At 64.8% G+C, this 26,627-nt stretch carries 25 protein-coding genes; 14 read left to right on the top strand and 11 right to left on the bottom strand.

What is annotated here, in order from left to right; translation table 11 throughout:
* Nucleotides 1-202 precede the first annotated feature (202 nt).
* Together XI05_RS24910 and cysK are read right to left on the bottom strand one after the other, a co-directional pair.
* Entirely contained in the window at nt 203-442 is a 240-nt protein-coding gene (locus XI05_RS24910) for a BrnA antitoxin family protein (protein ID WP_271506741.1), read from the bottom strand.
* 3 nt (nt 443-445) lie between these two features.
* Complete coding sequence (gene cysK / locus XI05_RS24905) at nt 446-1,423, bottom strand: cysteine synthase A (protein ID WP_271506739.1); 978 nt, start codon at nt 1,421-1,423, stop codon at nt 446-448.
* Nucleotides 1,424-1,645: 222 nt separating this feature from the next.
* Here cysK and XI05_RS24900 point away from each other — a divergent pair, with 222 nt between their 5' ends.
* Entirely contained in the window at nt 1,646-1,864 is a 219-nt protein-coding gene (locus tag XI05_RS24900) for a hypothetical protein (RefSeq protein ID WP_172783720.1), read from the top strand.
* A gap of 15 nt (nt 1,865-1,879) precedes the next feature.
* Here the strand turns inward: XI05_RS24900 and tgt are convergent, their stop codons facing one another.
* Nucleotides 1,880-3,025: a tRNA guanosine(34) transglycosylase Tgt gene (gene tgt, locus XI05_RS24895; RefSeq protein ID WP_271506736.1), complete on the bottom strand. Its 1,146-nt coding sequence runs from the start codon at nt 3,023-3,025 to the stop codon at nt 1,880-1,882.
* A 194-nt stretch (nt 3,026-3,219) separates the two neighbouring features.
* On the opposite strand from tgt, the gene XI05_RS24890 reads away from it, so the two are divergent.
* The 4 genes from XI05_RS24890 (at nt 3,220) to XI05_RS24875 (ending at nt 7,460) form a co-directional block, all read left to right on the top strand.
* Entirely contained in the window at nt 3,220-4,428 is a 1,209-nt protein-coding gene (locus XI05_RS24890) for a patatin-like phospholipase family protein (RefSeq protein ID WP_271506733.1), read from the top strand.
* A 134-nt stretch (nt 4,429-4,562) separates the two neighbouring features.
* Nucleotides 4,563-5,309 (top strand): TetR/AcrR family transcriptional regulator, encoded by a 747-nt coding sequence (locus XI05_RS24885; RefSeq protein WP_172783717.1) that lies wholly within the window; start codon nt 4,563-4,565, stop codon nt 5,307-5,309.
* A 256-nt stretch (nt 5,310-5,565) separates the two neighbouring features.
* Nucleotides 5,566-6,168 (top strand): PepSY domain-containing protein, encoded by a 603-nt coding sequence (locus XI05_RS24880; protein WP_271506906.1) that lies wholly within the window; start codon nt 5,566-5,568, stop codon nt 6,166-6,168.
* Nucleotides 6,169-6,422: 254 nt separating this feature from the next.
* Nucleotides 6,423-7,460, top strand: coding sequence for an aspartate-semialdehyde dehydrogenase (locus XI05_RS24875; RefSeq protein ID WP_271506730.1), 1,038 nt, complete (start codon nt 6,423-6,425; stop codon nt 7,458-7,460).
* 110 nt (nt 7,461-7,570) lie between these two features.
* Here the strand turns inward: XI05_RS24875 and queA are convergent, their stop codons facing one another.
* Genes queA through coaD form a run of 5 tightly spaced genes read right to left on the bottom strand, consistent with a single transcriptional unit; the run spans nt 7,571 to nt 10,684 of the window.
* A complete protein-coding gene (gene queA / locus XI05_RS24870) occupies nt 7,571-8,644 on the bottom strand; it encodes a tRNA preQ1(34) S-adenosylmethionine ribosyltransferase-isomerase QueA (protein ID WP_271506727.1) in 1,074 nt (357 codons plus the stop codon).
* A 47-nt stretch (nt 8,645-8,691) separates the two neighbouring features.
* Nucleotides 8,692-9,156, bottom strand: a complete 465-nt coding sequence (locus XI05_RS24865) for a peptidylprolyl isomerase (protein ID WP_018642141.1) — start codon at nt 9,154-9,156, stop codon at nt 8,692-8,694.
* A complete protein-coding gene (locus tag XI05_RS24860; protein WP_271506724.1) occupies nt 9,153-9,578 on the bottom strand; it encodes a hypothetical protein in 426 nt (141 codons plus the stop codon). Before XI05_RS24860 ends, XI05_RS24865 begins: the two co-directional genes overlap by 4 nt.
* Nucleotides 9,579-9,586: 8 nt before the next feature.
* Entirely contained in the window at nt 9,587-10,150 is a 564-nt protein-coding gene (locus XI05_RS24855) for a peptidylprolyl isomerase (protein WP_172783712.1), read from the bottom strand.
* Nucleotides 10,151-10,186: 36 nt separating this feature from the next.
* On the bottom strand, nt 10,187-10,684 hold the full coding sequence (gene coaD, locus XI05_RS24850; RefSeq protein ID WP_172783711.1) for a pantetheine-phosphate adenylyltransferase: 498 nt from the start codon (nt 10,682-10,684) through the stop codon (nt 10,187-10,189).
* A 267-nt stretch (nt 10,685-10,951) separates the two neighbouring features.
* On the opposite strand from coaD, the gene XI05_RS24845 reads away from it, so the two are divergent.
* The 3 genes from XI05_RS24845 to XI05_RS24835 all read left to right on the top strand — a co-directional run bounded on the left by XI05_RS24845 (nt 10,952) and on the right by XI05_RS24835 (nt 14,264).
* Nucleotides 10,952-11,209, top strand: coding sequence for a hypothetical protein (locus XI05_RS24845; RefSeq protein ID WP_271506721.1), 258 nt, complete (start codon nt 10,952-10,954; stop codon nt 11,207-11,209).
* A gap of 207 nt (nt 11,210-11,416) precedes the next feature.
* Nucleotides 11,417-13,270, top strand: coding sequence for a potassium transporter Kup (locus tag XI05_RS24840; protein WP_271506904.1), 1,854 nt, complete (start codon nt 11,417-11,419; stop codon nt 13,268-13,270).
* A gap of 34 nt (nt 13,271-13,304) precedes the next feature.
* Entirely contained in the window at nt 13,305-14,264 is a 960-nt protein-coding gene (locus XI05_RS24835; protein ID WP_271506718.1) for a phosphotransferase family protein, read from the top strand.
* A gap of 8 nt (nt 14,265-14,272) precedes the next feature.
* On the opposite strand, the gene gyrA is transcribed toward XI05_RS24835, so the two are convergent.
* Together gyrA and XI05_RS24825 are read right to left on the bottom strand one after the other, a co-directional pair.
* Nucleotides 14,273-17,011, bottom strand: a complete 2,739-nt coding sequence (gyrA, locus tag XI05_RS24830) for a DNA gyrase subunit A (RefSeq protein WP_172783708.1) — start codon at nt 17,009-17,011, stop codon at nt 14,273-14,275.
* A 357-nt stretch (nt 17,012-17,368) separates the two neighbouring features.
* Nucleotides 17,369-17,863: a single-stranded DNA-binding protein gene (locus XI05_RS24825; RefSeq protein ID WP_271506716.1), complete on the bottom strand. Its 495-nt coding sequence runs from the start codon at nt 17,861-17,863 to the stop codon at nt 17,369-17,371.
* Between the two features lie 439 nt (nt 17,864-18,302).
* On the opposite strand from XI05_RS24825, the gene XI05_RS24820 reads away from it, so the two are divergent.
* The 6 genes from XI05_RS24820 (at nt 18,303) to XI05_RS24795 (ending at nt 25,560) form a co-directional block, all read left to right on the top strand.
* Nucleotides 18,303-19,103 (top strand): outer membrane protein, encoded by an 801-nt coding sequence (locus tag XI05_RS24820; RefSeq protein WP_271506714.1) that lies wholly within the window; start codon nt 18,303-18,305, stop codon nt 19,101-19,103.
* Nucleotides 19,104-19,342: 239 nt separating this feature from the next.
* Nucleotides 19,343-20,038 carry an outer membrane protein gene (locus XI05_RS24815; RefSeq protein ID WP_271506712.1) on the top strand — a complete coding sequence of 232 codons (696 nt, stop codon included), beginning with the start codon at nt 19,343-19,345 and terminating at the stop codon, nt 20,036-20,038.
* Nucleotides 20,039-20,262: 224 nt separating this feature from the next.
* Entirely contained in the window at nt 20,263-21,015 is a 753-nt protein-coding gene (locus XI05_RS24810) for an outer membrane protein (RefSeq protein ID WP_271506709.1), read from the top strand.
* Nucleotides 21,016-21,287: 272 nt separating this feature from the next.
* The gene (uvrA, locus tag XI05_RS24805) at nt 21,288-24,269 is read left to right on the top strand and encodes an excinuclease ABC subunit UvrA (protein ID WP_271506706.1); all 2,982 of its coding nucleotides are present in this window, start codon (nt 21,288-21,290) and stop codon (nt 24,267-24,269) included.
* A gap of 49 nt (nt 24,270-24,318) precedes the next feature.
* Nucleotides 24,319-24,882: a DinB family protein gene (locus tag XI05_RS24800; protein WP_271506703.1), complete on the top strand. Its 564-nt coding sequence runs from the start codon at nt 24,319-24,321 to the stop codon at nt 24,880-24,882.
* A gap of 36 nt (nt 24,883-24,918) precedes the next feature.
* Complete coding sequence (locus XI05_RS24795; RefSeq protein ID WP_271506902.1) at nt 24,919-25,560, top strand: HAD family hydrolase; 642 nt, start codon at nt 24,919-24,921, stop codon at nt 25,558-25,560.
* 111 nt (nt 25,561-25,671) lie between these two features.
* Here XI05_RS24795 and XI05_RS24790 read toward each other — a convergent pair whose 3' ends face one another.
* Complete coding sequence (locus XI05_RS24790; RefSeq protein ID WP_271506700.1) at nt 25,672-26,625, bottom strand: YVTN family beta-propeller repeat protein; 954 nt, start codon at nt 26,623-26,625, stop codon at nt 25,672-25,674.
* Nucleotides 26,626-26,627: the final 2 nt, after the last annotated feature.

Below are 26,627 nucleotides of genomic sequence, written 5' to 3'. Positions count from 1 at the left end.
CTTTTTCGTTGGTATGGACAGTGTTGCAGCATATTCCGTCATTGCGAGCGCAGCGAAGCAATCCAGAATCTTTCCGTGGAACAAGTCTGGATTGCTTCGTCGCAAGAGCTCCTCGCAATGACGAGGATAGGGATGCGCGCCAAGCGGATGTCACAGTCCGCGGAGAGACGCCGCTGGTCCGGCATGCCGGGTCGGAGCCTATCTATTTCCCCGCCGCCTTGCGCAGCGCCTCGTTGATGCGGTCCTGCCAGCCGGGACCGCCCTCCTGGAAGAACTCCAGCACGTCCTGGTCGATCCGCAGCGTGACCTGCTCCTTGATGCCGGGAACGGCGTTTTGCTGGGGCGGCGGCGCGGCGACCTTCGCAGTCACCTTCTTGAACGCCGCCTCGGCTTCCGTTCTGGCATCGCCAAGCGTGCGCGGCCGCCTCGGTTGATCTGCCATGTCTCAGATCCCCTCAAACAGAGCCGTTGAAAGATACCGCTCGGAGAAGGACGGCACGATGGCGAGGATGGTTTTTCCTGCAGCTTCCGGCCGCTTGCCGATCTCGAGCGCGGCGGCGATCGCGGCGCCCGAGGAGATGCCGCCCGGAATGCCCTCATGCCGCGCCAGCGCGCGCGAGGTCTCGATGGCCGTGGTCGAGTTGATCTTCACGATCTCGTCGATCACGGCGCGGTCGAGGATGTCGGGGACGAAGCCGGCGCCGATGCCCTGGATCTTGTGCGGGGTATGCTGTCCTCCCGACAGAATCGGGCTCTCCTCCGGCTCGACCGCGACAACACGCAAGCCGGGCTTGCGCGGCTTGAGCACCTGGCCGACGCCGGTGACCGTGCCGCCGGTGCCGACGCCGGCCACGAAGAAGTCGATGCTGCCGCCGGTGTCGTTCCAGATCTCCTCCGCGGTGGTACGGCGGTGCACCTCGGGATTGGCGAGGTTCTTGAACTGCTGCGGCATCACCGAATTCGGCGTCGTCTTCAAGAGCTCCTCGGCCGCTGCGATCGCGCCCTTCATGCCTTGCGCCGCCGGCGTCAGCACCAGCTCGGCGCCGAGAAAGGCCAGCATCTTGCGTCGCTCGATCGACATCGATTCCGGCATCACCAGCTTGAGCCGGTAGCCGCGCGAGGCCGCCACGAAGGCGAGCGCAATGCCGGTATTGCCGGAGGTCGGCTCGATCAGCACGGTGTCGGGCTTGACGATGCCCGCCTTCTCCATCGCGATGATCATGGCCGCACCGATGCGGTCCTTCACGCTCGCGGCAGGATTGAAATATTCAAGTTTTGCCAAAATGGTCGCGTTCACGCCGTGCATGCCGGGCAGCCGGCGCAAGCGCACGACGGGCGTGTTGCCGAAGGCATCGACGATCGAGTCGTAGATCCGGCCACGGCCGGGTTGGTGCGCTGCACCCGTGTTGGACGATGCGTCCATGATGAACTCCCTGAGGCGACGATCTGCACGTCTGTCGCGGCCTTGCGCAGTTACGGACAGCTTGCGGCGACACGCAAGCGGCAATGCAGCACATGTTAAATACGCTGCATCGCAAAATCACGTGAGCTCTAATTAGCAGAAAACCAACGCATTTGTGTTGCGACCTCGTCAACTGATTCTGCTTATGTTAGACTTAGGTCTCAAAGCAGGGAGGTCAGCACGATGTCAGCAGTTGCTGAAGTGATGTCGACCGTAACGCTAAGGCGTGATCCGCGTTGCAGTGAGTTGCCGACCTGTCCCGTCTGCGCCGACTCCATGGTCGCCGCTGAAGCATCTGCCTACGTCTCGGACCACATGATCAGCTATCTCTGGACTTGCGACAATTGCGGCTACGGCTTCGTGACCAAGCATGCCGTGAAGCGGCGGATCGTGTGCAACTGAGTTTGGACCGTTGATCTAGCGCGGGGCGATATCGCCCCTCGCCCAGTCCGTGCGCGTGCGCTGATAGAACTCCTCGAAATTTCCGTGTGCGATCGCGTCCCTGATGCCCTGCATCAGGAACTGGTAGTATGCGACATTGATCTCGGACAGCAGCATCGCCCCCAGCGTCTCGCCCGCCTTGACGAGATGATGGAGATAGGCGCGCGCGCAGTTGCGCGTCGACGGCCATGAGCTCTCTTCATCGAGCGGGCGCGGATCGTCGGCATGGCGCGCATTGCGCAAATTCACCTGGCCGTAGCGCGTGAAGGCGACGCCGTGCCGGCCATTGCGCGTCGGCATCACGCAATCGAACATGTCGATGCCGCGCTTCACCGCCTCGAGGATGTCGTCCGGCGTGCCGACGCCCATCAGATAGCGCGGCCGCTCCTTCGGCAGCAGCGGCGCGGTCTCGTCGATCATCGCCAGCATCACCGCCTGCGGCTCGCCGACGGCAAGCCCGCCGATCGCATAGCCATGGAAGCCGATCCCGACCAGCCCTCTCGCGCTGGCATGACGAAGCTCGGGCACGTCGCCGCCCTGCACGATGCCGAACAGCATGTAGCCGTCCGGGGCGGTCTCGAAGGCGCGCTTGCTTCTCTCGGCCCAGCGCAGCGACAATTGCATCGCGCGCTCGATGTCGGCGCGCTCGGCGGGCAGCCGCACGCATTCATCCATCTGCATGGCGATGTCGGAGCCGAGCAAACGCTGCACCTCGATGGAGCGCTCCGGCGACAGCTCGACCTTGGCGCCATCGATATGCGAGCGGAAGGTGACGGCGTGCTCGCTGACCTTGCGCAAATCCGCCAGCGACATCACCTGGAAGCCGCCGGAATCCGTCAGCATCGGTCCGTTCCACCCGGTGAACCTCTGCAGGCCGCCGAGCGCTGCGATCCGCTCGGCGGTCGGACGCAGCATCAGATGGTAGGTGTTGCCGAGCACGATGTCGGCGCCGGCATCGCGCACCTCGCGCCAGTGCATGCCCTTCATGGCACCGGCGGTGCCGACCGGCATGAAGGCCGGGGTGCGCACCACGCCATGCGGAGTGGTCAGCCGCCCGGTGCGTGCGGCCCCGTCGGTGGCAAGCAACTCAAAGTGATTGGGAAGGTCATGGTCGGGATTCATGGCGGTGCTTATTGCGTGTCGGAGGAAGCCGATCAACCCGCCAAGCGGCGCTAAAGCACGGCTGGTGCTTCAGACTGGGACACCGTCCAACGCACGGACCGTGTTCCCCATACTTGTCAAACAAAACGATACAGTGTAGTTTTGTCCTTGGGGGCTGGACGAGATGCCGCGGCGTAACTTGCCGGCGGCGGTAGATGCGTGATCGCCAGCCACCGACAATGCCGTACCCTTCGTGTTCGACCGACGCATCCGCCTCCTCGCGCGACCGGATCAGGCAGATTGGCCTAGGCCTGATCGGATTGGTGGCCCTGATCTGCAGCCTGGCACTCGGCGCCTGCACCTCCCTGCCCCGCACGCCCTACACGGCCACTGAGGCCAGCGTCTCGCGCGTGCTGAATATCGACGGGCTCAGGCGCTACGCCGACGAGCCGGTCACCAGGTTCAACTTCGAGAAGGACTACAGCACCGCGACGAGAACCTATCTCGCCCTCTCCGGCGGCGGCGCTGACGGCGCCTATGGCGTCGGCGTGCTCAACGGCTGGACCGCAGCGAGAACCCGCCCCACCTTCTCGGTCGTCTCGGGCGTCAGCACCGGCGGCCTGATCGCGCCGTTTGCGTTTCTCGGACCGCAATATGACGACACGCTGCAGGAGGTCTACACCAGCGGCATCGCGGAGAGCCTCTTGAACGACCCCAGCATCATGCGCGTGCTGTTCGGATCCGGCCTGTTCGGCAACACCAGGCTGCGCGAGCTCGTCGCGCGCTACGTGGGGCCCGAGATCATGGCGCAGGTCGCGCGCGAGCACGCCAAGGGCCGCAAGCTGCTCGTGGTGACGACCGACCTCGACACGCAGCGCACCGCGATCTGGGACATGGGCAAGATCGCCGCGGTCGGAACGCCCGAGGCGCTCAAGCTGTTTCGCGACGTGATGGCGGCCTCCGCCAGCATTCCCCTGGTGTTTCCGCCCATCATGATCGATGCCGAAGGCCAGGGCCGCAAGTTTCAGGAGATGCATGTCGACGGCGGCGTGACGGCGCCGGTGCTGACCCTGCCGGAAGCTCTGCTGTTCCAGAGCGGCCGTTTGCCGGGCAATGCGAAGATGGACATCTACATCCTCGTCAACAAGAAGATCGAACGCAATTTCGAGCTGGTGTCCAACGGCACCATCGACGTCGCCTCACGCAGCCTGTCGGCGATCACCCAATCGCAGACCCGCTCGATCATCTTCTCGACCTACGATTTCGCCAAGCGCAACCGCCTCGGCTTCCATCTCTCCTATATCGCGCGCGACTATCCTGCCCCGCCGTCGGAAGGGTTCGATACCGCCTACATGCGGGCGCTGTATCAGTACGGATACGAGAAGGCTGCATCCGGCCAGGCCTGGACCTCGACGCTGCCGTAGGCCGGCACGAAGGAACGAGGCCCTATCGAGACCGTTGACGATCCGGCCATTTCGGCCAGATTCGCGATGACGCCCCGGTTGCTGCGCGTTATAGAGCAAAGACGACCGTCAGAAACGCGCAGGAATCATTGGGCATGGGATTGACTGCGACCAAGGCAAGACCGGCAGCGCCACGGCGCGAGGTGCCGAAATCGCGCGGCGGCCGGCCGACCAAGACCGCCGCGATCGAGCGCGATCAGCGGCTGATCGAGGTCGCCACCCGCCTGTTCCTGGACCGCGGCTTCGATGCGACCTCGCTCGATGCGGTCGCGGAAGCGGCGCGGGTCAGCAAGCCCACCGTCTATTCCCGCTATGGCGACAAGCGCGGCCTGTTCGCGGCCGTGCTGAGGCGCGAGATCGAGCGTTGGCTTGCGCCGCTGTCGGCGGCGGCGGAGACGCAGCTCTCCAGCGCCTCGAACATTCCGGTCGAGCAGCGGCTGGTCGAGATCGGGCGCGAGATGCTGACCTTCACCTGCGGCCCCGATGCCGTCGCCTTCAGCCGCATGATGACGGCGCAGGCCATCAACTTTCCCGACGTCGCCAAGCTCGGCAAGGAGGAAGGCTGGCTCAAGGCCGTCGCCACCACGGCGCGCTTCTTCGACCATCTGGTGGCGCAAGGCGCCCTCGATGTCGAGGACACCACCATCGCAGCCGAGGTGTTCCTCGACGTCGTCGTCGGCCACACCCACCGCATGGCGACGTTCGGAACGGCGCTTGAGATGAAGTCCGCCGAGAAGCGCATGCGCGCGGCGATCAAGCTGTTCCTGGCGGGCGCGCTGGGACCTGCCGACCGCGTCCAGGGCGGCCCGAAACTCACGCCGCGGCGCCGCTCCGCCCGCTGACAATTCCGTGAGCTTGCGGACTTTCCCCGAGGCGGATGGCGTGGCGTCATTGACCGAAACAAAACGATACGGTATGGTTTAATTATAAGTCGGTACGGGCCGCTTTTTCACCAGCCCCAAAGAGGTCCGGACCGCTTCGATCGCCATTGCGGGTACAGTACAGCCTGCCGCGGCGCTCGGCGGCCGGCCGATGCCCAAGGCCGGCCGCGAATTCTTTACGATCATCCGGCACACTCGCTGGCCGAGGGTTTCGAGCATGACGACTGCCAAACGATGGACCTCGTACCTGCCTGCGGTCGCGATGCCCGCGCTGCTCTTCGCCGCGCCGGTACAGGCCGTCGTGACCGCGAGCACGCCGACCGCGCTTCACAGCGACACAGATGGTGATGCCGAAGCGGACCGCCAGGCAGTCAGCCGCGAAATAGAGCGATTCCGCAGCTCGTCGATCACGATCAGCCAGGCCATGGCGATTGCCGAAGCCCGCCATGCCGGCGCCACCACCGCCGATGTGAGCTTCGACGGCGGCTCGGGCGTGCCGGTCTACCGGGTGAAGACCCTGCACAACGACCGGATCTGGCGCCACACCATCAATGCCGCGACGGGCGAGTTCGTCGGCGGGGAAGCCGCCCTCCCCCTTACCGAGCTCGACCGCGAGGATCGCAGCAACCTCGCAGCCTTGGGTGCGATCAGGCACCGCCTCTCCGATGCCGTGCGCGTCGCGGAGCGCGCCGCTGCGGGCAAGGCGATCAGCGGCGGGCTGGTCCGCGAACGCGGCCGGCTGAACTTCTCGATCGTCGTCGTCAGCGGCGACGATCTCAAGGAGGTCACCCTGGAGCCGCCGGGCGCCAAGGCGAAATAGCGGGTGCGAAATAGCGGGTGCCGCATACCGGCACGCCGCCCCCGGCATCGACCGATCCGAAAAGCCATTGACGGGGGCAAGACTCTCCCGCATAAGTCGCCGCCATGTTCACGACCACCAAACGCACGACCAAAACCACCACGGCCGAAGGGGCCCGGGGAGGCGTGCGCGCGTAGGTCGTCGACTTAAACGCATCAGCTCTACGGCAAGCCCCGCCCTCGATGGTCCGGGGCTTTTTTGTTGTCTAAAACTCAATGGAGGACAAAGTGAGTAACGATCCCGTCGTCGCGATTGTCGGCGTCACCGGTGCGGTGGGCGCCGAGTTCATCGCCACCATGGACAAGCGTGGTTTCCGCGTCGGCAAGCTCAAGGCACTGGCGAGCGCACGCTCGGCCGGCAAGACGGTGTCGTTCCGCGGGCACAGTGTGGTCATCGAGGAGTTGACCGAGCGTTCTTTCGACGGCGTCGACATCGCGCTGTTCTCCGCCGGCGGCAGCATCTCCAGGAAGTATGCGCCGATCGCGGTCAAGGCCGGTGCCGTCGTGGTCGACAACTCCTCCGCCTTCCGCATGGACCCCAACGTGCCGCTGGTGATCCCCGAGATCAACGCCAGCCGCATCCGTGACCACAAGGGCATCATTGCCAACCCGAACTGCGCCGCGATCACCGCCCTGGTGCCGCTCTGGCCGATCCACCAGAAGAACCGCATCAAGCGCGTGATCATCTCGACCTATCAGGCGGCTAGCGGCGCCGGCGCCGCCGCGATGGAGGAACTCGTCGAATCCACCCGCGCCAATCTCAACGGGCAGGTCTATACGCCCAAGGTGATGCCGCACCCCTACGCCTTCAACCTGTTCAACCACAATACCGCGATCGACCCCGAGACCGGCTACAACGACGAAGAGACCAAGGTCATCAAGGAGACCCGCAAGATCTTCGAGGACGAGAGCATCGCCGTCGGCGTCACCTGCGTGCGCGTGCCGGTGCTGCGCGCCCATTGCGAAGCCATCACCTTCGAATGCGAGAAGCCGATCAGCGAGGACCAGGTCCGCGCCATCATGGCGCAGGCGCCCGGCGTCAAGGTGGTCGACGACCGCGCCAAGAACTACTTCCCGATGCCGATCGACGCTTCGGGCCAGGACGACGTGCTGGTCGGTCGCATCCGCAAGGATCTCAGCGACGCTAGCGGCCATTCGATCTCGATGTTCGTGGCGGCCGATCAGCTGCTCAAGGGCGCGGCGCTGAATGCGGTGCAGATCGCGGAGCTCTTGCCGCAGCGGGTGATGGCGTAACCGCCGCCGCAGGAGCAGGTATCGTAGGGTGGGCAAAGGCGCGCAAGCGCCGTGCCCACCCTTCTTCTCTGCGTCCAAGAAAGACGTGGGCACGCTTCGCTTTGCCCACCCTACTGCTCAGCCCGAAACAGCAAACACGCATCCCCATAAGAATAGAACCGGTATCCGCGCGCGATCGCGTGCGCATAGGCCTGCTTCATCGTCGCGAGCCCGGAGAAGGCCGACACCAGCATGAACAGCGTCGACTTCGGCAAGTGGAAATTGGTCATCAGGATATCGACGGCGCGGAAGCGATAGCCGGGGGTGATGAAGATCGAGGTCTCGGCCGCGAATGGCTGGATCGTGCCGTCTTCGCTCGCGGCGCTTTCCAGCAGCCGCAATGACGTGGTGCCGACCGCAACGATGCGGCCGCCGTTCTTCCGCGCCGCGTTGAGGCGCTCCGCCGTCTCGGCCGAGATCGTGCCCCACTCGGCATGCATCTTGTGGCCTTCGGTGTCGTCGACCTTCACCGGCAGGAACGTCCCTGCCCCGACATGCAGCGTCACGCGGTTGATGCCGACGCCGCGGTCGCGCAGCGCCTGCTCAAGCGCCGGCGTGAAATGCAACCCCGCGGTCGGCGCTGCAACTGCGCCTTCATTGGCCGCGAACATGGTCTGGTAATCCGCAAGATCCTGATCGTCGGGCGTGCGCTTGGAGGCGATGTAGGGCGGCAGCGGCGGGCTGCCGAGATCGGCGATGGCCTGGTCCAGCGCCGGACCGTGGAACGAGAACGACAGCGTCACCTCGCCCTCGGTGCCCTTGGCCTCCACCTCTGCGTCGAGATGGCCGAGCAGGCAGACCTTGCCCTCGTTGCCGAAGCGGATGCGATCGCCGGGGACGAGCTTCTTCGCCGGCTTCACCAGCGCCTGCCAGCGCGAGCCGTCGAGCCGCTTGATCAGCGTCGCCTCGATCTTCGGCTCGGTCTCGCGGCCAATGCGGCGGCCCTTCAATTGCGCCGCAATCACCTTGGTGTCGTTGACGACGAGCTGGTCACCCGGCCTCAGCCATTGCGGCAGGTCGGAGATCTGCCTGTCTTGCTGCACACTGCCTTGCACCACCAGCATCCGCGCGGAGTCGCGCGGATGCGCCGGGCGCAACGCGATGCGCTCGGCAGGCAAGTCGAAATCGAAGAGATCGGTGCGCACGTTTGGTACCAGTCATGCCCCGCCTTGGCGGAGCATGACGCCAGTCGTTATTCCTTGTCCGCGGCCATCCGCGCCTTGACGATCTTGTCGGGGTTCTGCACCGGCTCGCCGCGCTTGATCTTGTCGACGTTCTCCATGCCCTCGGTGACCTTGCCCCACACCGTGTACTGGTTGTCGAGGAAGCGGGCGTCGTCGAAGCAGATGAAGAACTGGCTGTCGCCGGAATCGGGATTGGCGGCGCGCGCCATCGAGGCGGTGCCGCGCACATGCGGCTCCTTGTTGAACTCGGCCTTCAGCTTCTTGCCGGAGCCGCCGGTGCCGGTGCCGTGCGGGCAGCCGGTCTGCGCCATGAAGCCCTCGATCACGCGGTGGAACACGATGCCGTCGTAAAAACCCTCGCGGACCAGCTCCTTGATGCGCGCGACGTGGCCCGGCGCGAGGTCGGGCCGCATCTCGATGGTGACGGGGCCCTGCGTGGTCTCGAGGATCAGGGTGTTTTCGGTGACGCTCATGCTCGCCTCTCTTGCGTTGGGGGTGAAGTCTTGTCGGGTGACGTTTTGCGGCTGCGGAACTGGATCGCGAATGGTCGCCCCGCGGCTGCGCCGGCCATTGCATCGGTAAATGGCACCGGCGTGCAGCGTTGCAACGCCTCCATCACCGCGATCCGGTATTGCAGCCGGTCATTGTCGGAGGCCTCCGCGGATTCATAGGTAATCCTCGGATGGCCCAGAATGTTTCCGGCCCGGTTAAAGCTCACGACGACGGTGATGTCGAGTGGGCGCGCCCTGGCCGGCGACGGCGGTCTCCAGCAGGTGCGCAGGTGCCGGAAGATGTCCTGGATCGTGTCGACCTGAGCGGCCTCCACGGCGGCACGGGAGGTGCCGAGCAGCAGCATCGCGGCAATCAGCAGGAGCTTGCCACCGCGGCGCGCCATGGCCGTGCCTATTTGATGTCGGAGGCGACCTGCACCTTCACCATCTTGTCGGGATCGGTGACGGAGCCGCCGGGCGAGCCGGGGGGCGCCTTCTTCAGCTTGTCGACGACGTCCATGCCCTGCACGACCTCGCCGATCACGGTGTACTGGCCGTCGAGGCTGCCGCCGTCGGCGAACATGATGAAGAACTGCGAGTTGGCGCTGTCGACGCTGTCGCCGCGCCGGGCCATGCCGACGATGCCGCGGGCAAAATGCACCTTGGAGAATTCCTGCTTCAGGTTCGCATATTTCGAGCCGCCGGTGCCGTTGCCGTTCTGGCCATCGCCCGTCTGCGCCATGAAGCCATCCATGACGCGGTGGAACGGCACGTTGTTGTAGAAGCCTTCGCGCGCGAGCTGCTTGATGCGTTCGGCATGCTGGGGCGCGATGTCGGTCCTGAGCTTGATGACGATGCGGCCCTTGGTGCTGTCGATGACGATGGCGTTGGCCTTGTCGAGATTTGCCGGCAATTGCTGTGCCGCCGCCGGCACCGCGAACAGAAGCGCGGCAAGAACTGCGAGAATTCGGATCATGACAACTCCGGATCAGAAAGAGGAGGAAGCGCGCCGTTATCCGGCGAATTTGGCCTTGAGCTGTGCCGCGACCTGCGGCGGGACGAAGGCCGAGACGTCCCCGCCCATGCCGGCGATCTGGCGCACCAAAGTGGCGGTGATCGGGCGGACCATGGGAGAGGCCGGCAGGAAGACCGTATGCACCTCGGGCGCCATGGCCTCGTTCATGCCGGCGAGCTGCATTTCGTAGTCGAGGTCGCTGCCATCGCGCAGGCCCCGGATCATGATGGTCGCGCCGTGCTTGCGCGCCGCGGTGACCGACAGATCGTCAAACGTCGTCGCCTCGAGCACGCAGCCGGCCTGGGCCGCGATCGGACCGCAGACGTCCTCGAGCATCTTCAACCGCTCCTCGGTCGAGAACAGCGGCTTCTTGCCGGGGTGCACCCCGATTGCGACCACAAGTCTGTCGCACAAGGAAACGCTGTGCCGGACCACGTCCAGATGGCCGTTGGTGATGGGGTCGAAGGAACCTGGGTAGAAGGCGATGCGCGGCATGGCCCCGTCCTACCGCGCCCGGCCCGGGGCGGCAAGCCGGGCAGGTTCCTTCACGGTTTCCGTCCAGTCACCCCTAGATGTCTCCCCGGACGTCGGCAACGGCCGGTTTGTTTCGTCCTGCGGGTAGCCACGAAACAAAACGGACCGCGAACGAAACCATTTCCGGCGCCCGCGAAGACGTCCGGAAACTGGCCATGGTTACTAATCCGGCCAACGAACGACGGGTCGCATGCTGGGCGCAGGCGGCCGCATCACAGGGGACTGTCAATGATCAAGGCTCTTTCAGCGATCGCTCTGTCTGCGTGTGTTGCCGCGGCCCTCACCCTCCTGCCCGGCTTTGCCCCGACGGTCGAAGCCAGCGTGCCGCAGCCGCTGGCCAAGAGCGACCGGCTCGATATCCGCACCGTCGGCCGTGACTGCTCGCAGCAGGCCTGGCCGAATTTCGAGGCGTCCTGCCTGCGCCGCGCCGGCAGCAAGGGAAATGTCCGGGAGGCGCGCCTCGTGACCGCCGACCGCACGCCGTAGTCGGATCTGTCAGTTTCGCGTCAGGCAGGTCCCTCAAGATAAACCCCAAGATAAATCCCATGGCTATTTGCGACGTCTCGTCGCAGACTGCGTCATGCTCGCGCCCGTCGGAATGGCCCGCCGGGCGCGATTCCATTGGGGGACTTGCCCTTGTCCAGCACACCTGCAGTTGCCTCCGGCCACCACCCTGATGCACTGCCGGTTGCCATGACCATGGGCGCCCTCGGCGTGGTCTACGGCGATATCGGCACCAGTCCCCTCTACGCCCTGAAGGAAGCCGCCAAGGCGGCTGCCCATGGCGGTACACTCACTCACGACGCTGTCCTGGGGGTTGCCTCGCTGATCCTGTGGGCGCTGCTCCTGATCATCTCGCTGAAATATGCGCTGCTGATCCTGCGCGCGGACAACCGCGGCGAAGGCGGCATCGTCGCCCTGCTGGCTCTGCTCCACGCGCGTAACGCGCAAGCCGGCACCTGGCGGGCGCATCTCCTCGTCGTCGGTCTCGTCGGCGCGGCCCTGCTCTATGGCGACGGCGCGATCACACCGGCGATCTCCGTGCTCAGCGCCATCGAGGGCCTCAAGGTCGATGCCCCCTCGCTCGCACCGGTGGTCGTGCCCGTCACCGTCGCCATCCTGATCGGGCTGTTCATGATGCAGAAGCAGGGCACCGGCTTCATCGGCCGCATCTTCGGCCCGGTGATGCTGGCCTGGTTCGTCGTGCTCGCCGCGCTCGGCATCCACGGCATCGTCAAGGCGCCGGCGGTGCTGGCCGCGCTCAGCCCGTTTTATGCGTTCAATTTCCTGATCCACCAGGATTTTCACGTCTCCTTCGCCATCCTCGGCGCCGCCTTTCTCGCGGTGACCGGGGGCGAGGCCATGTATGCCGACATGGGCCATTTCGGCCGCTTGCCGATCCGGCTCGCCTGGTTCGCGATCTGCCTGCCCGCGCTGGTGCTGAACTATTTCGGCCAGGCCGCGCTCTTGATCACCGACCCCACCATGATCGAGAATCCGTTCTTCCAGCTTTGCCCGGACGCCCTGCACTATCCGCTGGTCGCCTTCTCGGCGGTCGCGACCGTGATCGCCTCGCAGGCGATCATCTCCGGCGTGTTCTCGCTGACCCAGCAGTCGATCCAGCTCGGCTTCCTGCCGCGCATGCAGATCCGCCACACCACCAGCGACGCGATCGGCCAGATCTACGTGCCGCTGGTGAACTGGCTGCTCGCTGCGGCAACCCTCGGGGCGGTGCTGAGCTTCGGCACCTCGGACGCGCTCGCGGGCGCCTATGGCATCGCCGTGTCGCTGCTGATGGCCATCACGACGCTGCTCGCCGCGCTGGTGGCGATCCAGTGGGGCTATTCGCCGTGGCTGGTGGCCGGCGTGAACGGGGCCTTCTTCGTCATCGACCTGATCTTCTTCTCGGCCAATTCGATCAAGCTGTTCGAGGGCGGCTGGTTTCCATTGCTGCTCGCCGGCCTCGTCGCCTTCCTGATGCTGACCTGGCGCGCCGGCGTGAAGCTGGTCGAAGCGGCGCGCGGCCAGCTGCGCCAGCCCGAGGAGGATCTGATCGAGACCGCCGTCAACAAGTGCCACGCGAGATTGCCTGGGACCGCCGTGTTCCTGGCCTCGGCGCCGCGCGGCGTGCCGCTCGCGCTCACCCAGTTCGTCAAGCACAACCGCGTGCTGCACGAGCGCGTGCTGCTGGTCACCGTGCTGATTGAGGAATCCCCGCACATTCCCGACGACGAACGCGCCGAGGTGATCGAGATCATTCCCGGCATCACCCGGGCGATCCTGCACTACGGCTTCATGCAGAACCCGACGATCTACGACGGACTGAAGCTCGTTTGCCAGCAGGGCAAGCTGCCCGGCATCGACCTCTCCGAGATCACCTATTACGTCGGCCGCGAAACCATCATCCCGCGCGAGGACGTCCCGGGCATGTGGGTCTGGCGCGAAGGCGTGTTCGCCTTCCTGCAGCGCAACGCCGAACGCTCGGCCGCGTTCTTCGGCGTGCCGACCAAGCAGGTGGTGGAGTTCGGCACGGAGCTGGAGATTTAGCGCGGCTCACCGGGCTGCATGAGGCAGGTGCGAAATGTCCAACAATCCGCCTCTGCAGCTGAAGCCTCGGCTGACAATCTCGGTCGATCAGGTGCAGACGATCATTCGTCGGACGTCTCCGCGGGCGGAGGTGCTGGATGTCGCTGAGCTGCATGGCGGCGAGATCGGTACTGTCCTTGAGATCGCGCTGGCGGATTCGCCAGCCTGCATCCTTAAGGCCTACCCTGCATCGCTGCAGTGGAAGATGGCAAAGGAAGTCTACGTTCTTGGGCTTCTCCGTGACCTTGACATAGCCGTTCCCAGCGTACTGTTCGCCGACAACACGCGATCGGTGATCGACCTCAACTACGTCCTGATGACCAAGCTTGACGGCACGGTGCTCGGCCGGAGAGAGGCGGTGCTGACAGACGCACAGCTGTTCGAAATCTACGCCGAGATGGGCGTGGCGCTCCGCAGGATCAATGACATTGCCCTCGACAGTTTTGGCTATATCGGCCCCGACGGGGTGTGGACGGCATATCCGAGCAATCATGCCTACATGTCCGCGCAACTCGAAAGGAAGCTGAAAGAGTTCTGCGTGCGGGGCGGTGATCCCGCACTTGCCGAGCGGCTCCGGGATAGCGTTATGGCTCGCCAGCACCTGTTGAAGGCGGCAGTTGTCCCTCGCCTGTGCCATTACGACTTTCACGCCGGAAATATCCTGGTGACGTCGCAGGGCGATCCGCACCTGTCCGGCATCGTCGATTTCGAGAATGCGACGTCCGGTGATCCGCTGATGGATATCGCGAAGGCGATCTATTATTTCACAGCGAAGGACGCGCCGAAGCGAGAAGGATTGCTCGCGGGCTATGGCAAGATCGAGCGCCCTGACTGGCAGGAGACGCTCGATCTCTACCGCGTGTATTGCACGCTGGAGCTATGGTGCTGGATGGCGCAAATCGGCAAGCACGAGGCGCTTGCCGATTTGACGAGAGAGCTTGCAAACGCCGCATAGAGGGGGCGTCACGCCCCGTTGCCGTTCTCGCCGTTGCCGCTCTCGGCCTCTTCCGTGATGTGCTCGACCGAGACGACGTGCTCGTCCTCGGCGGTGTCGAACACGATCACGCCTTGCGTGGAGCGGCCGGCGATGCGGATGCCTTCGACCGGGCAGCGGATCAGCTGGCCCTTGTCCGTGACCAGCATGATTTGATCCGCCTCCTCCACCGGGAACGAGGCGACCAGATTGCCGTTGCGGTTGTTGACACTCATGGCGACGATGCCTTTGCCGCCGCGGCCGGTGGTGCGGTACTCGTAGGACGATGTCCGCTTACCGTAGCCGTTGACGGAGACGGTCAGCACGACCTGCTCCTGCGCCGACATCTCGACATAGCGCTCCTGCGGGAGCTGGAAGCTGCCCGAGGTCTCCTCGGCTTCGGCATCGGCCGGCGCCTCGTCTGCGGCGGCTTCGCCCGCGACCGCGCGGCGCATCTTCAAATAGGCCGAGCGCTCGTCCGAGGTGGTGTCGACGTGGCGCAGGATCGCCAGCGAAATCACCTTGTCGCCTTCGCCGAGCGCGATGCCGCGCACGCCCATCGAGGTGCGCCCGGTGAACACGCGCACGTCGGTGACGGGGAAGCGGATGCACTGGCCACCGGCAGCGGTCAGCAGCACGTCGTCGCGCTCGGTGCAGATCTGCACGTCGACGATCGCCTCGTTGTCGTCGAGCTTCATCGCGATGATGCCGGAGCGGCGCACGTCGACGAAGTCGGACAGCTTGTTGCGCCGGACGTTGCCGCCCGTGGTCGCGAACATGACGTCGAGCTGGCCCCAGGTCGATTCATCCTCGGGTAGCGGCATGATGGTGGTGATGCGCTCGCCCTGCTCCAGCGGCAGGATGTTGATCATGGCCTTGCCGCGCGCGTTCGGCGCGGCCATCGGCAGCCGCCAGACCTTTTCCTTGTAGACCTGGCCGCGCGAGGAGAAGAACAGCACCGGAGTATGCGTCGAGGCGACGAAGAGCCGGCTGACGAAGTCCTCGTCGCGGGTCTGCATGCCAGAGCGGCCCTTGCCGCCGCGGCGCTGGGCCCGGTAGGCCGACAGCGGCACGCGCTTGACGTAGCCGGCATGCGAGACCGTGACGACCATGTCCTCGCGCTGGATCAGGTCCTCGTCCTCGACCTCGCCCTCCTGCTCCATGATCACGGTGCGGCGCGGGGTGGCGAACTCCGCCTTCACCTCGGCAAGCTCGGTCTTGATGATGTCGAGGATGCGGGCGCGCGAGCGCAGGATGTCGAGATAATCGCTGATCTCGCCAGCGAGCTTGGACAGCTCCTCGCCGATCTCGTCGCGGCCGAGCGCCGTGAGGCGCGCCAGGCGCAGCTCCAGGATCGCCCTCGCCTGCTCCAGCGACAGGCGGATCGTCCCGTCTTCGTTGATGCGGTGACGGGGATCGTCGATCAGCGTGATGATGTCCTCGACGTCGCGCGCGGCCCAGTCGCGCGTCATCAGGGTCTCGCGCGCCGCAGCCGGCGTCGGCGAGTGCCGGATCACCTTGATGATCTCGTCGATGTTGGCGACGGCGATGGCCAGGCCGACCTGCTCGTGCGCGCGCTCGCGCGCCTTGCGCAGCTTGTATTTGGTCCGGCGGGTGACGACCTGCTCGCGGAAGCCGACGAAGATCGTCAGCATGTCCTTCAGGTTCATGGTCTGCGGACGGCCGCTATCGAGCGCGACGGCGTTGACGCCGAAGCTCGTCTGCAGCGGCGTGAACTTGTAGAGCTGGTTCAGCACGACGTCGGGCACGGCATCGCGCTTGAGTTCGACGACGACGCGGTAGCCGTCGCGGTCGGACTCGTCGCGCAGGTCGGAGATGCCCTCGATCTTCTTTTCCTTGTAGAGCTCGGCGATGCGCTCGACCATCGTCGCCTTGTTCACCTGATACGGGATCTCGGTGATGACGATCGCCTCGCGCTCTTTCCGGATCGTCTCGAAGGTGACCTTGCCGCGCATCACGATGGAGCCGCGGCCGAGATGATAGGCGCTGCGGATGCCCTGGCGTCCGAGGATGATGCCGCCGGTCGGGAAATCCGGGCCCGGGATGATGGCGTTGAGCTCGTCGATCGTCAGCGCCGGATTGTCGATCAGCGCGACGCAGGCATCGATCACCTCGCCGAGATTGTGCGGCGGGATGTTGGTGGCCATGCCGACCGCGATGCCGCCGGCGCCGTTGACCAGCAGGTTCGGGAACCGCGCCGGCAGAACCACCGGCTCCTTTTCGGAGCCGTCGTAGTTGTCCTGGAAGTCGACCGTGTCGTCGTCGATGTCCTCGAGCAGCTTCAGCGCGATCTTGGTCAGGCGCGACTCGGTGTAGCGCATGGCCGCCGGCGGATCGCCGTCGACCGAGCCGAAATTGCCCTGGCCGTCGATCAAGGGCGCGCGCATCGAGAAGTCCTGCGCCATGCGCACCAAGGCGTCGTAGATCGCCTGGTCGCCATGGGGGTGGTACTTACCCATGACCTCGCCGACGGCACCGGCGGACTTCTTGTGCTTCTTGTCCGGGGTGTCGCCGCGATTGTTCATCGCGAACAGGATGCGGCGGTGCACCGGCTTCAACCCGTCGCGCGCATCGGGCAGCGCACGCGCCACGATCACGCTCATGGCGTAATCGAGGTAGGACTTCTTCATCTCCTCGTAGATGGAAACGGGGCGAATGTCCGAGGGGTGCGCCGGCTGGTCGCCGGGCTTGTTGTCGTCGTCAGCCAAGGGGGAATCCGGTGAGGTTTTGTCTGGGAATCATATAGCGCATCCGGGGTCGGATAACCACCCTGGCAGCCGCTCGGAAAGCGCTTTTTCCGCTTATTTTTCCAATAACTTACGGGCTCAGAGCCGCGCCCTGGGCGGCCACGGAATCGACCCTCCAGAACCACCCGCAACGCCGGCCTGAACACCAGGGAGCGGCGCCCCGTCAGCCAGCTTTCCGCTGCGCAACGGATCTCACCCCAAACATGAAGCGGGCCCGGAAAATCCGAGCCCGCCCAGCCAATTAGTAAGGTTTGCTGACCCGATGCGGGAAGCGCGATCGAAATCGCCGCCGCACCGCCCGCCGAGCGGTCCGCCCGCTCAGAACGGGATGTCGTCGTCCATGTCGCTGTTGCGGCCGCCGCCGGCGGCAACGGGACGGCGCGGCGCGCTGCTGACGGGTCCGGAGGAGCCGAAATCGCCGCCCGGTTCGTCGCCGAAGCTGCCGCCTCCGCCGCCACCACCGCGGCCGTCCAGCATCGTCAGCGTCGAGTTGAAGCCCTGAAGCACGACCTCGGTCGAGTACTTCTCGACGCCGCTCTGGTCGGTCCATTTGCGGGTCTGCAGCGCGCCCTCGATGTAAACCTTCGCGCCTTTCTTCAGATACTGTTCGACGACCTTGCAAAGCGGCTCAGAGAAGATCACGACGCGATGCCACTCCGTCTTCTCCTTGCGCTCGCCGGTGTTCTTGTCGCGCCAGGTCTCCGACGTCGCGATGCTCAAATTCGCGATCGGCCGCCCGTCCTGGGTGCGGCGGATTTCAGGATCCTTGCCGAGGTTTCCAACCAGAATGACCTTGTTGACGCTTCCCGCCATCGCCGCTCTCCACTCCGAATGCCACTGAATTTCAAAAGGGGCGAATCCCGCTGCCCGCGTTTCTCTGCGCCCGTCGAGGCGACCCTATACGCTTGCGGGCACCGCTCAGCCTGCCACCCCCAGGGTTATCCCCACATATAGCATCGCGCTCAGATTTGTTCCAGATTTGTTCTTTATAGCGATAGAGCAAACATTCGACCGACCGCCAACGAAAAGAGCAGCGCTCCGATGGAACTTTTTTGGGTTCCCGTGAACGACGAAAACCGCTTAACATTCATCAAGTTGTTCCACCTCAGTTGAGCCGCGAGTGTGGCATTCCGGAGACGGACTCTGCCCTTTCCTTAGGCTAGCTTTGCCTCGGAATTGGTTCATATGGGCGTCGCGCCTGATCAGCCGCTTCGGGGACTTTCGTGAAGCGGACGTAACTGGGGAGACTGCAATGAATAAGGTTCTATTTGGCGCAATCAGTGTACTGGCATTGGGGCTGTCGGCTCCGGCAAGCGCGGCAGATCTTGCCGCGCGGCCCTACACCAAGGCTCCCGCTCCGGCGGTCGCTGCGATTTACGACTGGAGCGGCTTCTACATCGGCATCAACGGCGGCGGCGGCACGAGCCGCAAGTGCTGGGACTTCCTCGACACCACCGGCGCCGTCACCGGCGTTCCCGGTACCTTCGTCGGTGAAGGATGCCACAACGCGACCGGTGGCACGGTCGGTGGCCAGATCGGCTATCGCTGGCAGTCGGCCAGTTGGGTGTTCGGCGTCGAAGGCCAGGGTAACTGGGCTGACTTCTCGGGCGACAACGTCAGCACCGTCTTCCCTGGAAGCGCTTTGGTCACCGGTGACCGCAACCGCTCGCGCATCGATGCTTTCGGCCTGATCACCGGCCAGGTCGGTTACGCCTGGAACAACGTCTTGTTCTATGTGAAGGGCGGCGGCGCCGTGGTCGGGGACAAGTACGACGTTTATGCCGCGGCCGGCACGCCGGGCGCCGGCACGCTGCTGGCGTCGGCTCGCGAGACCCGCTGGGGCGGCACCGTTGGCGCCGGCCTGGAATTCGGATTTGCTCCGAACTGGACGCTCGGCGTCGAGTACGACCACATCTTCCTCGGCGACCGCACAATCAGTTTCACGACGCCTGCGGGCGCCGTGTTCGGGAGCGATCGCATCAGCCAGGATGTCGATATCGGCCTGGTCCGGTTGAATTATCGCTTTGGCGGCCCGCTGGTCGGGAGGTACTGATATCCCTCTGATTTCGTGAGTGAATGCAAGGGCCGGCCCGCTGCGCCGGCCCTTCTTTTTTGCGGCACGATGCCTGGACGTAATAAGTCAGCAACCATCACCTTTTCGACTGTTGTGGCTTTTCGGAGACACAACTTGCGGCTTTGGTGGTGTAAAGACGGCGCCAGTTGGGCCGTTGAGTCCGATGCCCTTCCGCAAAGGAAGGCAACAACAGAAACTGGGACTGGGATTAGTTGAAAATGAAAAAGGTTTTGTTGGCTTCGGCCTGTGTGTTCGCTCTTGCGGCCCCCGCTTCGGCTGCTGATCTGGCAGCCCGCCCCTACACCAAGGCTCCGGTGGCTGTGGCCTCGGTCTACAACTGGACCGGCTTCTACCTCGGTATCGTCGGTGGCGGCGCTTGGGAGAACGGTTCCGGCGACCCGCGGATGAAGGGTGGCTTCGTCGGCGGCACCGGCGGCTACAACTGGCAGACCGGCAACGTTGTGTTCGGCGTGGAAGCCGACGGCTCGTGGGCTGATGTCAATGCTTCGGTGACCACCCCTGTTCTCTTTGGCGGCGCCATTATTCCCGTGACCACGAGCTCGCGCATTGATGCGCTCGGCACCGTGCGCGGCCGTATCGGTTGGGCTGTCAACAATGTGCTGTTCTACGCTACGGGCGGCTACGCCTGGATCGACAACAAGATTACCGTCAGCTCGCCCTTGGCAAGCGTCTCCGACAGCAAGTGGCATTCGGGCTGGACGGTCGGCGCCGGCATCGAGGCATTCTTCGCGCCGCAGTGGTCGGTCAAGGGCGAGTATCTCTATCGCAGCCTGGGCGGCGAGACCTATTTCTCGGGTATCGGCGCTCCGGTGAACACCGGCACGCTCAACCTTCACACCGTGCAGGTCGGCGTGAACTATCACTTCGGTGGCCCGGTCGTCGCGAAGTACTGAGCTTCGTCTTTGACGCACCCGCGTTACGAAAGGCCGGCCTCGCGCCGGCCTTTTTGTATTTGTCGCGGCCGTCCGTCCGCTGGCGTTTTCGGACGGATGTGGCGGCCGGGTGACACAACTTTTAGCTTCAATGGTGTAAAGCAACGATGTTACTTGGGTCATGAGGTCCGCTGCTCTTCCGCTCTCCGGAAGACCGGAATGAGAAACGGAAGTGGGGAATGGATATGAAGAAGCTTTTGCTGGCTTCGGCCAGTTTGTTCGCACTCAGCGCGTTGGCACCGGCCTCGGCGGCCGATTTGGCGGCCCGCCCCTACGCCAAGGCTCCGGTGGCGCCGATCGCAGTGTACAACTGGAGCGGCTTCTACCTCGGCATCAACGGCGGTGGTGCATCGAGCCGCAATTGCTGGGATCTCAATGCCGTGCTCGGTGTGGCAATCCCGGTCGTGTCCGAAGGCTGTCACAACGCGACCGGCGGTCTCGTCGGCGGCCAGGTCGGTTATCGTTGGCAGTCGGCTAACTGGGTGTTCGGCCTTGAAGCCCAAGGCGACTGGGCCAATCTGAAGGGATCGAACGCGAGCCCGCTTGCCGCTTTCGCACCCGTGGTCAATCAGACCAGAATCGATGCCCTCGGCCTGTTCACCGGCCAGGTCGGCTACGCCTGGAATAACGTGCTCTGGTACCTGAAGGGCGGCGCCGCGGTCACGCACGCCAAGTATGACGGCCTTCTCGGCGGCGTGGTCTTCGATAGCGCGAGCGAGACGCGCTGGGGCGGCGCAGTCGGCACCGGCATCGAATTCGGTTTCGCACCGAACTGGTCCGTTGCGATCGAATACGACCATCTGTTCATGGGCGGCCGCAACGTCAATTTCACGGTGCTTGGCGTCAACGACCGGACCGACCGCATCAAGCAGGATGTCGACATGGGCACCGTTCGCCTTAACTACACCTTCGGCGGCCCGGTCGTCGCGAAGTACTGATCTTCCAAGTCACATCGTCACGGAAGGCCGGCCTCGCGCCGGCCTTTTGCTTTTGGGCGGGCTGTTCCGAGAGCGGTTCCGCAGCGCTCCTGCTGCCAGATGCCGCCAGCGCGCCAACAATCCGTTGACGATTCGCAAGTCCCACTGGAAATCCGCCGCCGTTCTTCCTACGTTCGCTGCCATACCCATCGGCGCCGATCCCGGTTCCGGGCGAAGCGCGCCTTTTGCATTGGCGCGATCGCGCGTCTTTGGATTCCTCGAGGACCTCTGGGATGGACGAAGTGATCAGGGCGAAGCGCCAACAACAGAACGCGGGCTCGAGCCTGCGCGCAATTACGATCCGCGGCGCGCGCGAGCACAACCTCAAGAATATCGACGTCGAGATTCCCCGCGACAAGCTGGTGGTGTTCACCGGCCTCTCCGGCTCCGGCAAATCCTCGCTCGCCTTCGACACCATCTATGCCGAGGGCCAGCGCCGCTACGTCGAATCGCTGTCGGCCTATGCCCGTCAGTTCCTGGAGATGATGCAGAAGCCCGACGTCGACCAGATCGACGGCCTGTCGCCGGCGATCTCGATCGAGCAGAAGACGACGTCGAAGAACCCGCGTTCCACCGTCGGCACCGTCACCGAGATCTACGACTACATGCGCCTGCTCTGGGCGCGCGTCGGCGTGCCCTATTCGCCGGCCACGGGCCTGCCGATCGAGAGCCAGACCGTCTCGCAGATGGTCGACCGCGTGCTGGCGCTGCCCGAGGGCACGCGCCTCTATCTGCTCGCCCCCGTCGTGCGCGGCCGCAAGGGCGAGTACAAGAAGGAGCTCGCCGAATGGCTCAAGAAGGGCTTCCAGCGCGTCAAGATCGACGGCACCTTCTATGAGCTGGCGGAAGCCCCCAGCCTCGACAAGAAGTTCCCGCACGACATCGACGTCGTCGTCGACCGCATCGTGGTGCGCGCCGATATCGGCCAACGCCTCGCCGAGAGCTTCGAGACTGCGCTGAAGCTCGCCGAAGGCCTCGCCGTTGTCGAGTTCGCCGATGCGCCCGCGGCGGCTGCCCCTGCGGAGGAGAAGAAGAAGACCGCAAAGATCCACGACAAGAGCGGCCCCGAGCGCATCCTGTTCTCGGAAAAGTTCGCCTGCCCGGTCTCCGGCTTCACCATCCCCGAGATTGAGCCGCGCCTGTTCTCCTTCAACAATCCCTACGGCGCCTGCCCCGCCTGCGGCGGTCTCGGCGTCGAGCAGCATGTCGACGAGGACCTCGTCATCCCCGAGAAGGATCTGACGCTGCGCAAGGGCGCGATCGCGCCCTGGGCCAAATCGTCATCGCCCTATTACGTGCAGACGCTGACCGCGCTCGGCAAGCACTACAAGTTCACGCTCGACACCAAGTGGAAGGACCTGCCGAAGAAGACGCAAAACGCGCTCCTCTACGGCTCGGGCGAGGACGAGATCAAGTTCTCCTACGAGGACGGGGTGCGCTCCTACGACACCAAGAAGCCGTTCGAGGGCGTCATCACCAACATCAACCGCCGCTACCGCGAGACCGAGAGCGAGTGGGCGCGCGAGGAGCTGGCGAAATATTTCCACGACGTGCCCTGTGAGGGCTGTAAAGGCTTTCGACTCAAGCCCGAGGCGCTCTGCGTCAAGGTCGGCGGCAAGCATATCGGCGAGATCTCGGAGCTGTCCGTGAAGGGCGCCGGCGCATGGTTCGAGACCGTGCCGGAGGCGCTGAACGCGCAGCAGAACGAGATCGCGGGCCGCATCCTGAAGGAGATCCGCGAGCGCCTCACCTTCCTGCTCGACGTCGGCCTCAATTATCTGACGCTGTCGCGCTCCTCCGGCACGCTGTCCGGCGGCGAGAGCCAGCGCATCCGCCTGGCCTCGCAGATCGGCTCGGGGCTCACGGGCGTGCTCTACGTGCTCGACGAGCCCTCGATCGGCCTGCACCAGCGCGACAACGCGCGCCTGCTCGATACGCTGAAGCGCCTGCGCGATCTCGGCAACACCGTGGTCGTGGTCGAGCATGACGAGGACGCCATCCGCCTTGCAGATTACGTCCTCGACATCGGCCCCGGCGCCGGCATGCATGGCGGCAACATCGTCGCCGAAGGCACGCCCGCCGAGATCATGCGCAACCCGAAATCGCTGACCGGCAAGTACCTCACCGGCGAGCTCGAGGTCGAGGTGCCGGAGCGGCGTCCGCCGAACCACCGCCGCACCATCAAGGTGGTGAACGCGCGCGGCAATAACCTCAAGAACGTCACGGCAGAGATTCCGCTCGGCCTGTTCACCTGCGTCACCGGCGTGTCCGGCGGCGGCAAGTCAACGCTGCTGATCGATACGCTCTACCGCGCCATCGCCCGCAAGCTCAACAACGCCAGCGAGGGCGCCGCCCCGCACGACCGCATCGAGGGCCTCGAGCACATCGACAAGATCATCGACATCGACCAGTCGCCGATCGGCCGCACCCCGCGCTCGAATCCTGCGACCTACACCGGCGCCTTCACGCCGATCCGCGAATGGTTCGCCGGTCTGCCGGAAGCGAAGGCGCGCGGCTACGAGCCGGGCCGCTTCTCCTTCAACGTCAAGGGCGGCCGCTGCGAAGCCTGCCAGGGCGACGGCGTCATCAAGATCGAGATGCACTTCCTGCCCGACGTCTACGTCACCTGCGACGTCTGCAAGGGCAAGCGCTACAACCGCGAGACGCTGGAGGTGCTGTTCAAGGGCAAGAGCATTGCCGACGTGCTCGACATGACCGTCGAGGAAGCCGCCGAGTTCTTCAAGGCGGTGCCGCGCGTGCGCGAGACTTTTCAGACATTGCACCGCGTCGGGCTCGATTACATCCATGTCGGCCAGCAGGCGACGACACTCTCGGGCGGTGAAGCGCAACGCGTCAAGCTGGCAAAGGAATTGTCAAAACGCGCCACCGGCCGCACGCTCTACATCCTGGACGAGCCCACCACCGGCCTGCACTTCCACGACGTCAAGAAGCTCCTGGAGGTGCTGCACGAGCTGGTCGCGCAGGGCAACACGGTCGTCGTCATCGAGCACAATCTCGAAGTCATCAAGACCGCCGACTGGGTCATCGACTTGGGCCCCGAAGGCGGCGACAGCGGCGGCGAGATCGTCGCCTGGGGCCCGCCGGAAGATATTGCGAAGGCGCCGCGGAGCTATACGGGGAAATTCCTGGCCCCGGTGCTGGAGAAGGCGCGAAAGCCGAAGCGGAGACGCGCGGCGAGCGAGGCGGCGGAGTAGGTTGCGCGTCCGGAATGTGATGACGCACATGTCTGAGGGAGAATGAACTTTGCCTGCCGGACTTGTGCAAACCTTTCGTGCGCTCGCTCATAACAATGCCTGGGCAAACCATCGGCTGCTCACGGCTTGCGCTGCTCTGTCTCAGGTTGACTTCGAGGCCGAGCGAACCGGGTTCTTTCCAAGTCTTCAGCGCACGCTAAACCACATCCATGTCATTGATCTCTTCTATGTCGATGCGCTGGAGGGCGGTTGGTTGGGCCCGGCGGCCTGGGAGAACGAGGTGCCGTACCCTTCCCTCGTCACGCTCAAGCCGGCGCAAGCCGCAGTCGACGAGCGCTTGATTGCTGTCTGCGATGCACTGACGCCCGAGAGTCTCAATACCGTTGTGAGTATCAACCGCGACGCGACCGTGCAGGCCGAACGCCGCGACCGGCTGCTCATGCATCTTTTCCAGCATCAAATTCATCATCGCGGACAGGCGCATGCCATGCTGTCCGAAACAAGCGTCGCACCGCCTCAGCTTGACGAGTTCTTTGCAGAGGGAGAAGCATCGCTCCGCGCCAGCGAATTCGCCGAACTTGGTTGGACCGAAGACACTGTGTGGAAATCCTAGTTCAATAACTGGATGATCGAACGGCATCCCTTTCACGTGCCCTATTCCCTCGCCATCTTCGACCTCGACGGCACGCTGGCCGACAGCTTCCCCTGGTTCCTGCGCACCATCAACGATGTCGCCGACCGCTTCGACTTTCGCCGCGTAAAAGATGAGGATGTCGAGGAGCTGCGGCATGCCTCGAGCCGCGAGATCCTCGCCCGGCTCGAAGTGCCCTTGTGGAAGCTGCCGGCGATCGCGCGGCATGCGCGGCGGCTGAAGGCGGAGGCCGCTTCCGAGATCTCGCTGTTTGCGGGCGTCGAGACGATGCTGCGGACGCTGGCCCAGAACGGCGTGCAGCTGGCGCTGGTGACCTCTGACAGCGAGGCCAATGCCCGCGAGAAGCTTGGGCCTGCCGCGGCGTTGTTCGCGCATTTCGACTGCTCTGCGTCGCTGTTCGGCAAGGCCGCGAAATTCCGCCGGGTCATCCGCCGAGCGGGTGTCGAGCCCAGCAAGGTGATTTCGATCGGCGACGAGGTTCGCGACATCGAGGCGGCGCGGGCCGTGGGAATTGCCTGCGGCGCCGTGTGCTGGGGCTATGCGGCACCGGCGGCATTGCGGGCGCTGGGGCCGGATCATGTGTTCGACCGGATGGATGAGATTGCGGATGTGTTGTGCCGGATCCGTTGGGTGGGTTAGCCTTGCGGACTGCGCGAAGCGGAGACCGCTTGGCGTAACCCACCACTTCGGTCACCGCGGACACCAAAGAGGTGGGTTACGCTGACGCTAACCCACCCTACGCGACCACACCTACTCCGTCCTGCGCAAGAACGCCCCGAACGCGCGCGGGCCGTCGCCGGTCCTGATCTCGCCGGTCACCTTCAGCTCGACCGCATCGATGATGCTGAGCGTGTTGCTTTCCCAGCAGGCGACGATGACGCGCTTGCCGTCGGCGGTTGCCGCGATCCCTTCGGGATAATCGCCGACATTGATGCGCTTGACCGGCTTGAGGCTCGCCAGATCGAACACGCTGACGGTGCCGCCATATTGGTCGCTGACGAAACCGCGCCCCGGCGTCAGCGCCACCGCATACGGGCGCATGCCGGCCGGCACGCGGCCGATCTCGCGAGCCTCTGCGATATCGATCACGGAGACATCGTCGGAGCCGACATTGGCCGTGTAAGCGCGCTTGCCCTCGGCATCGATGGTGACGCCGAACGGGCGGGTGCCGACCTTGATCACCGCCTTGCGCTGGCGCGTCGCCGTGTCCACCACGGAGACGGTATCGTCGTCGCGGTCGGCCGAGAGCAGCAGCTTTCCGTCGGGCGTCACCGCAAGACCCGAGGGCGAGGCGCCGACCGCGATGCTGGCGACAACGCTGCGCGAGGCCGTATCGATCACCCGCACCGCGGCGGCGTACCAATCGGCGACATAGACCGCCTTGCCGTCGGGCGCGACCGCAATGCCGAGCGGCCCGCCGCCGACCTCGATGCGGCCTGCGACCTGCCGCGTCGCTGCGTCCACTACCGTCACCGCCTTGGCATCCGGGCTCGTGACATAGGCAAAGCGCCCGTCCGCGCTGACGGCGATACCTGCCGGCTTGCCGCCGATCGGGATGGTCGCAACCCCGCGCGCAGTGGCGAGGTCCACGACCATCAGATCGTCGCTGAGCTGGTTGGTGACGAACGCCTCCTCGGCGGCTGCGCTGCCGAGGCTCGCATGACAAAGGCTGGCGGCGAGGGCCGCCAGAACCAGCGCGCGCACGA

The organism is Bradyrhizobium sp. CCBAU 11357 (assembly GCF_028128865.1).
Taxonomy (GTDB): domain Bacteria; phylum Pseudomonadota; class Alphaproteobacteria; order Rhizobiales; family Xanthobacteraceae; genus Bradyrhizobium.
This window is presented reverse-complemented; position numbering and strand designations above follow the sequence as displayed.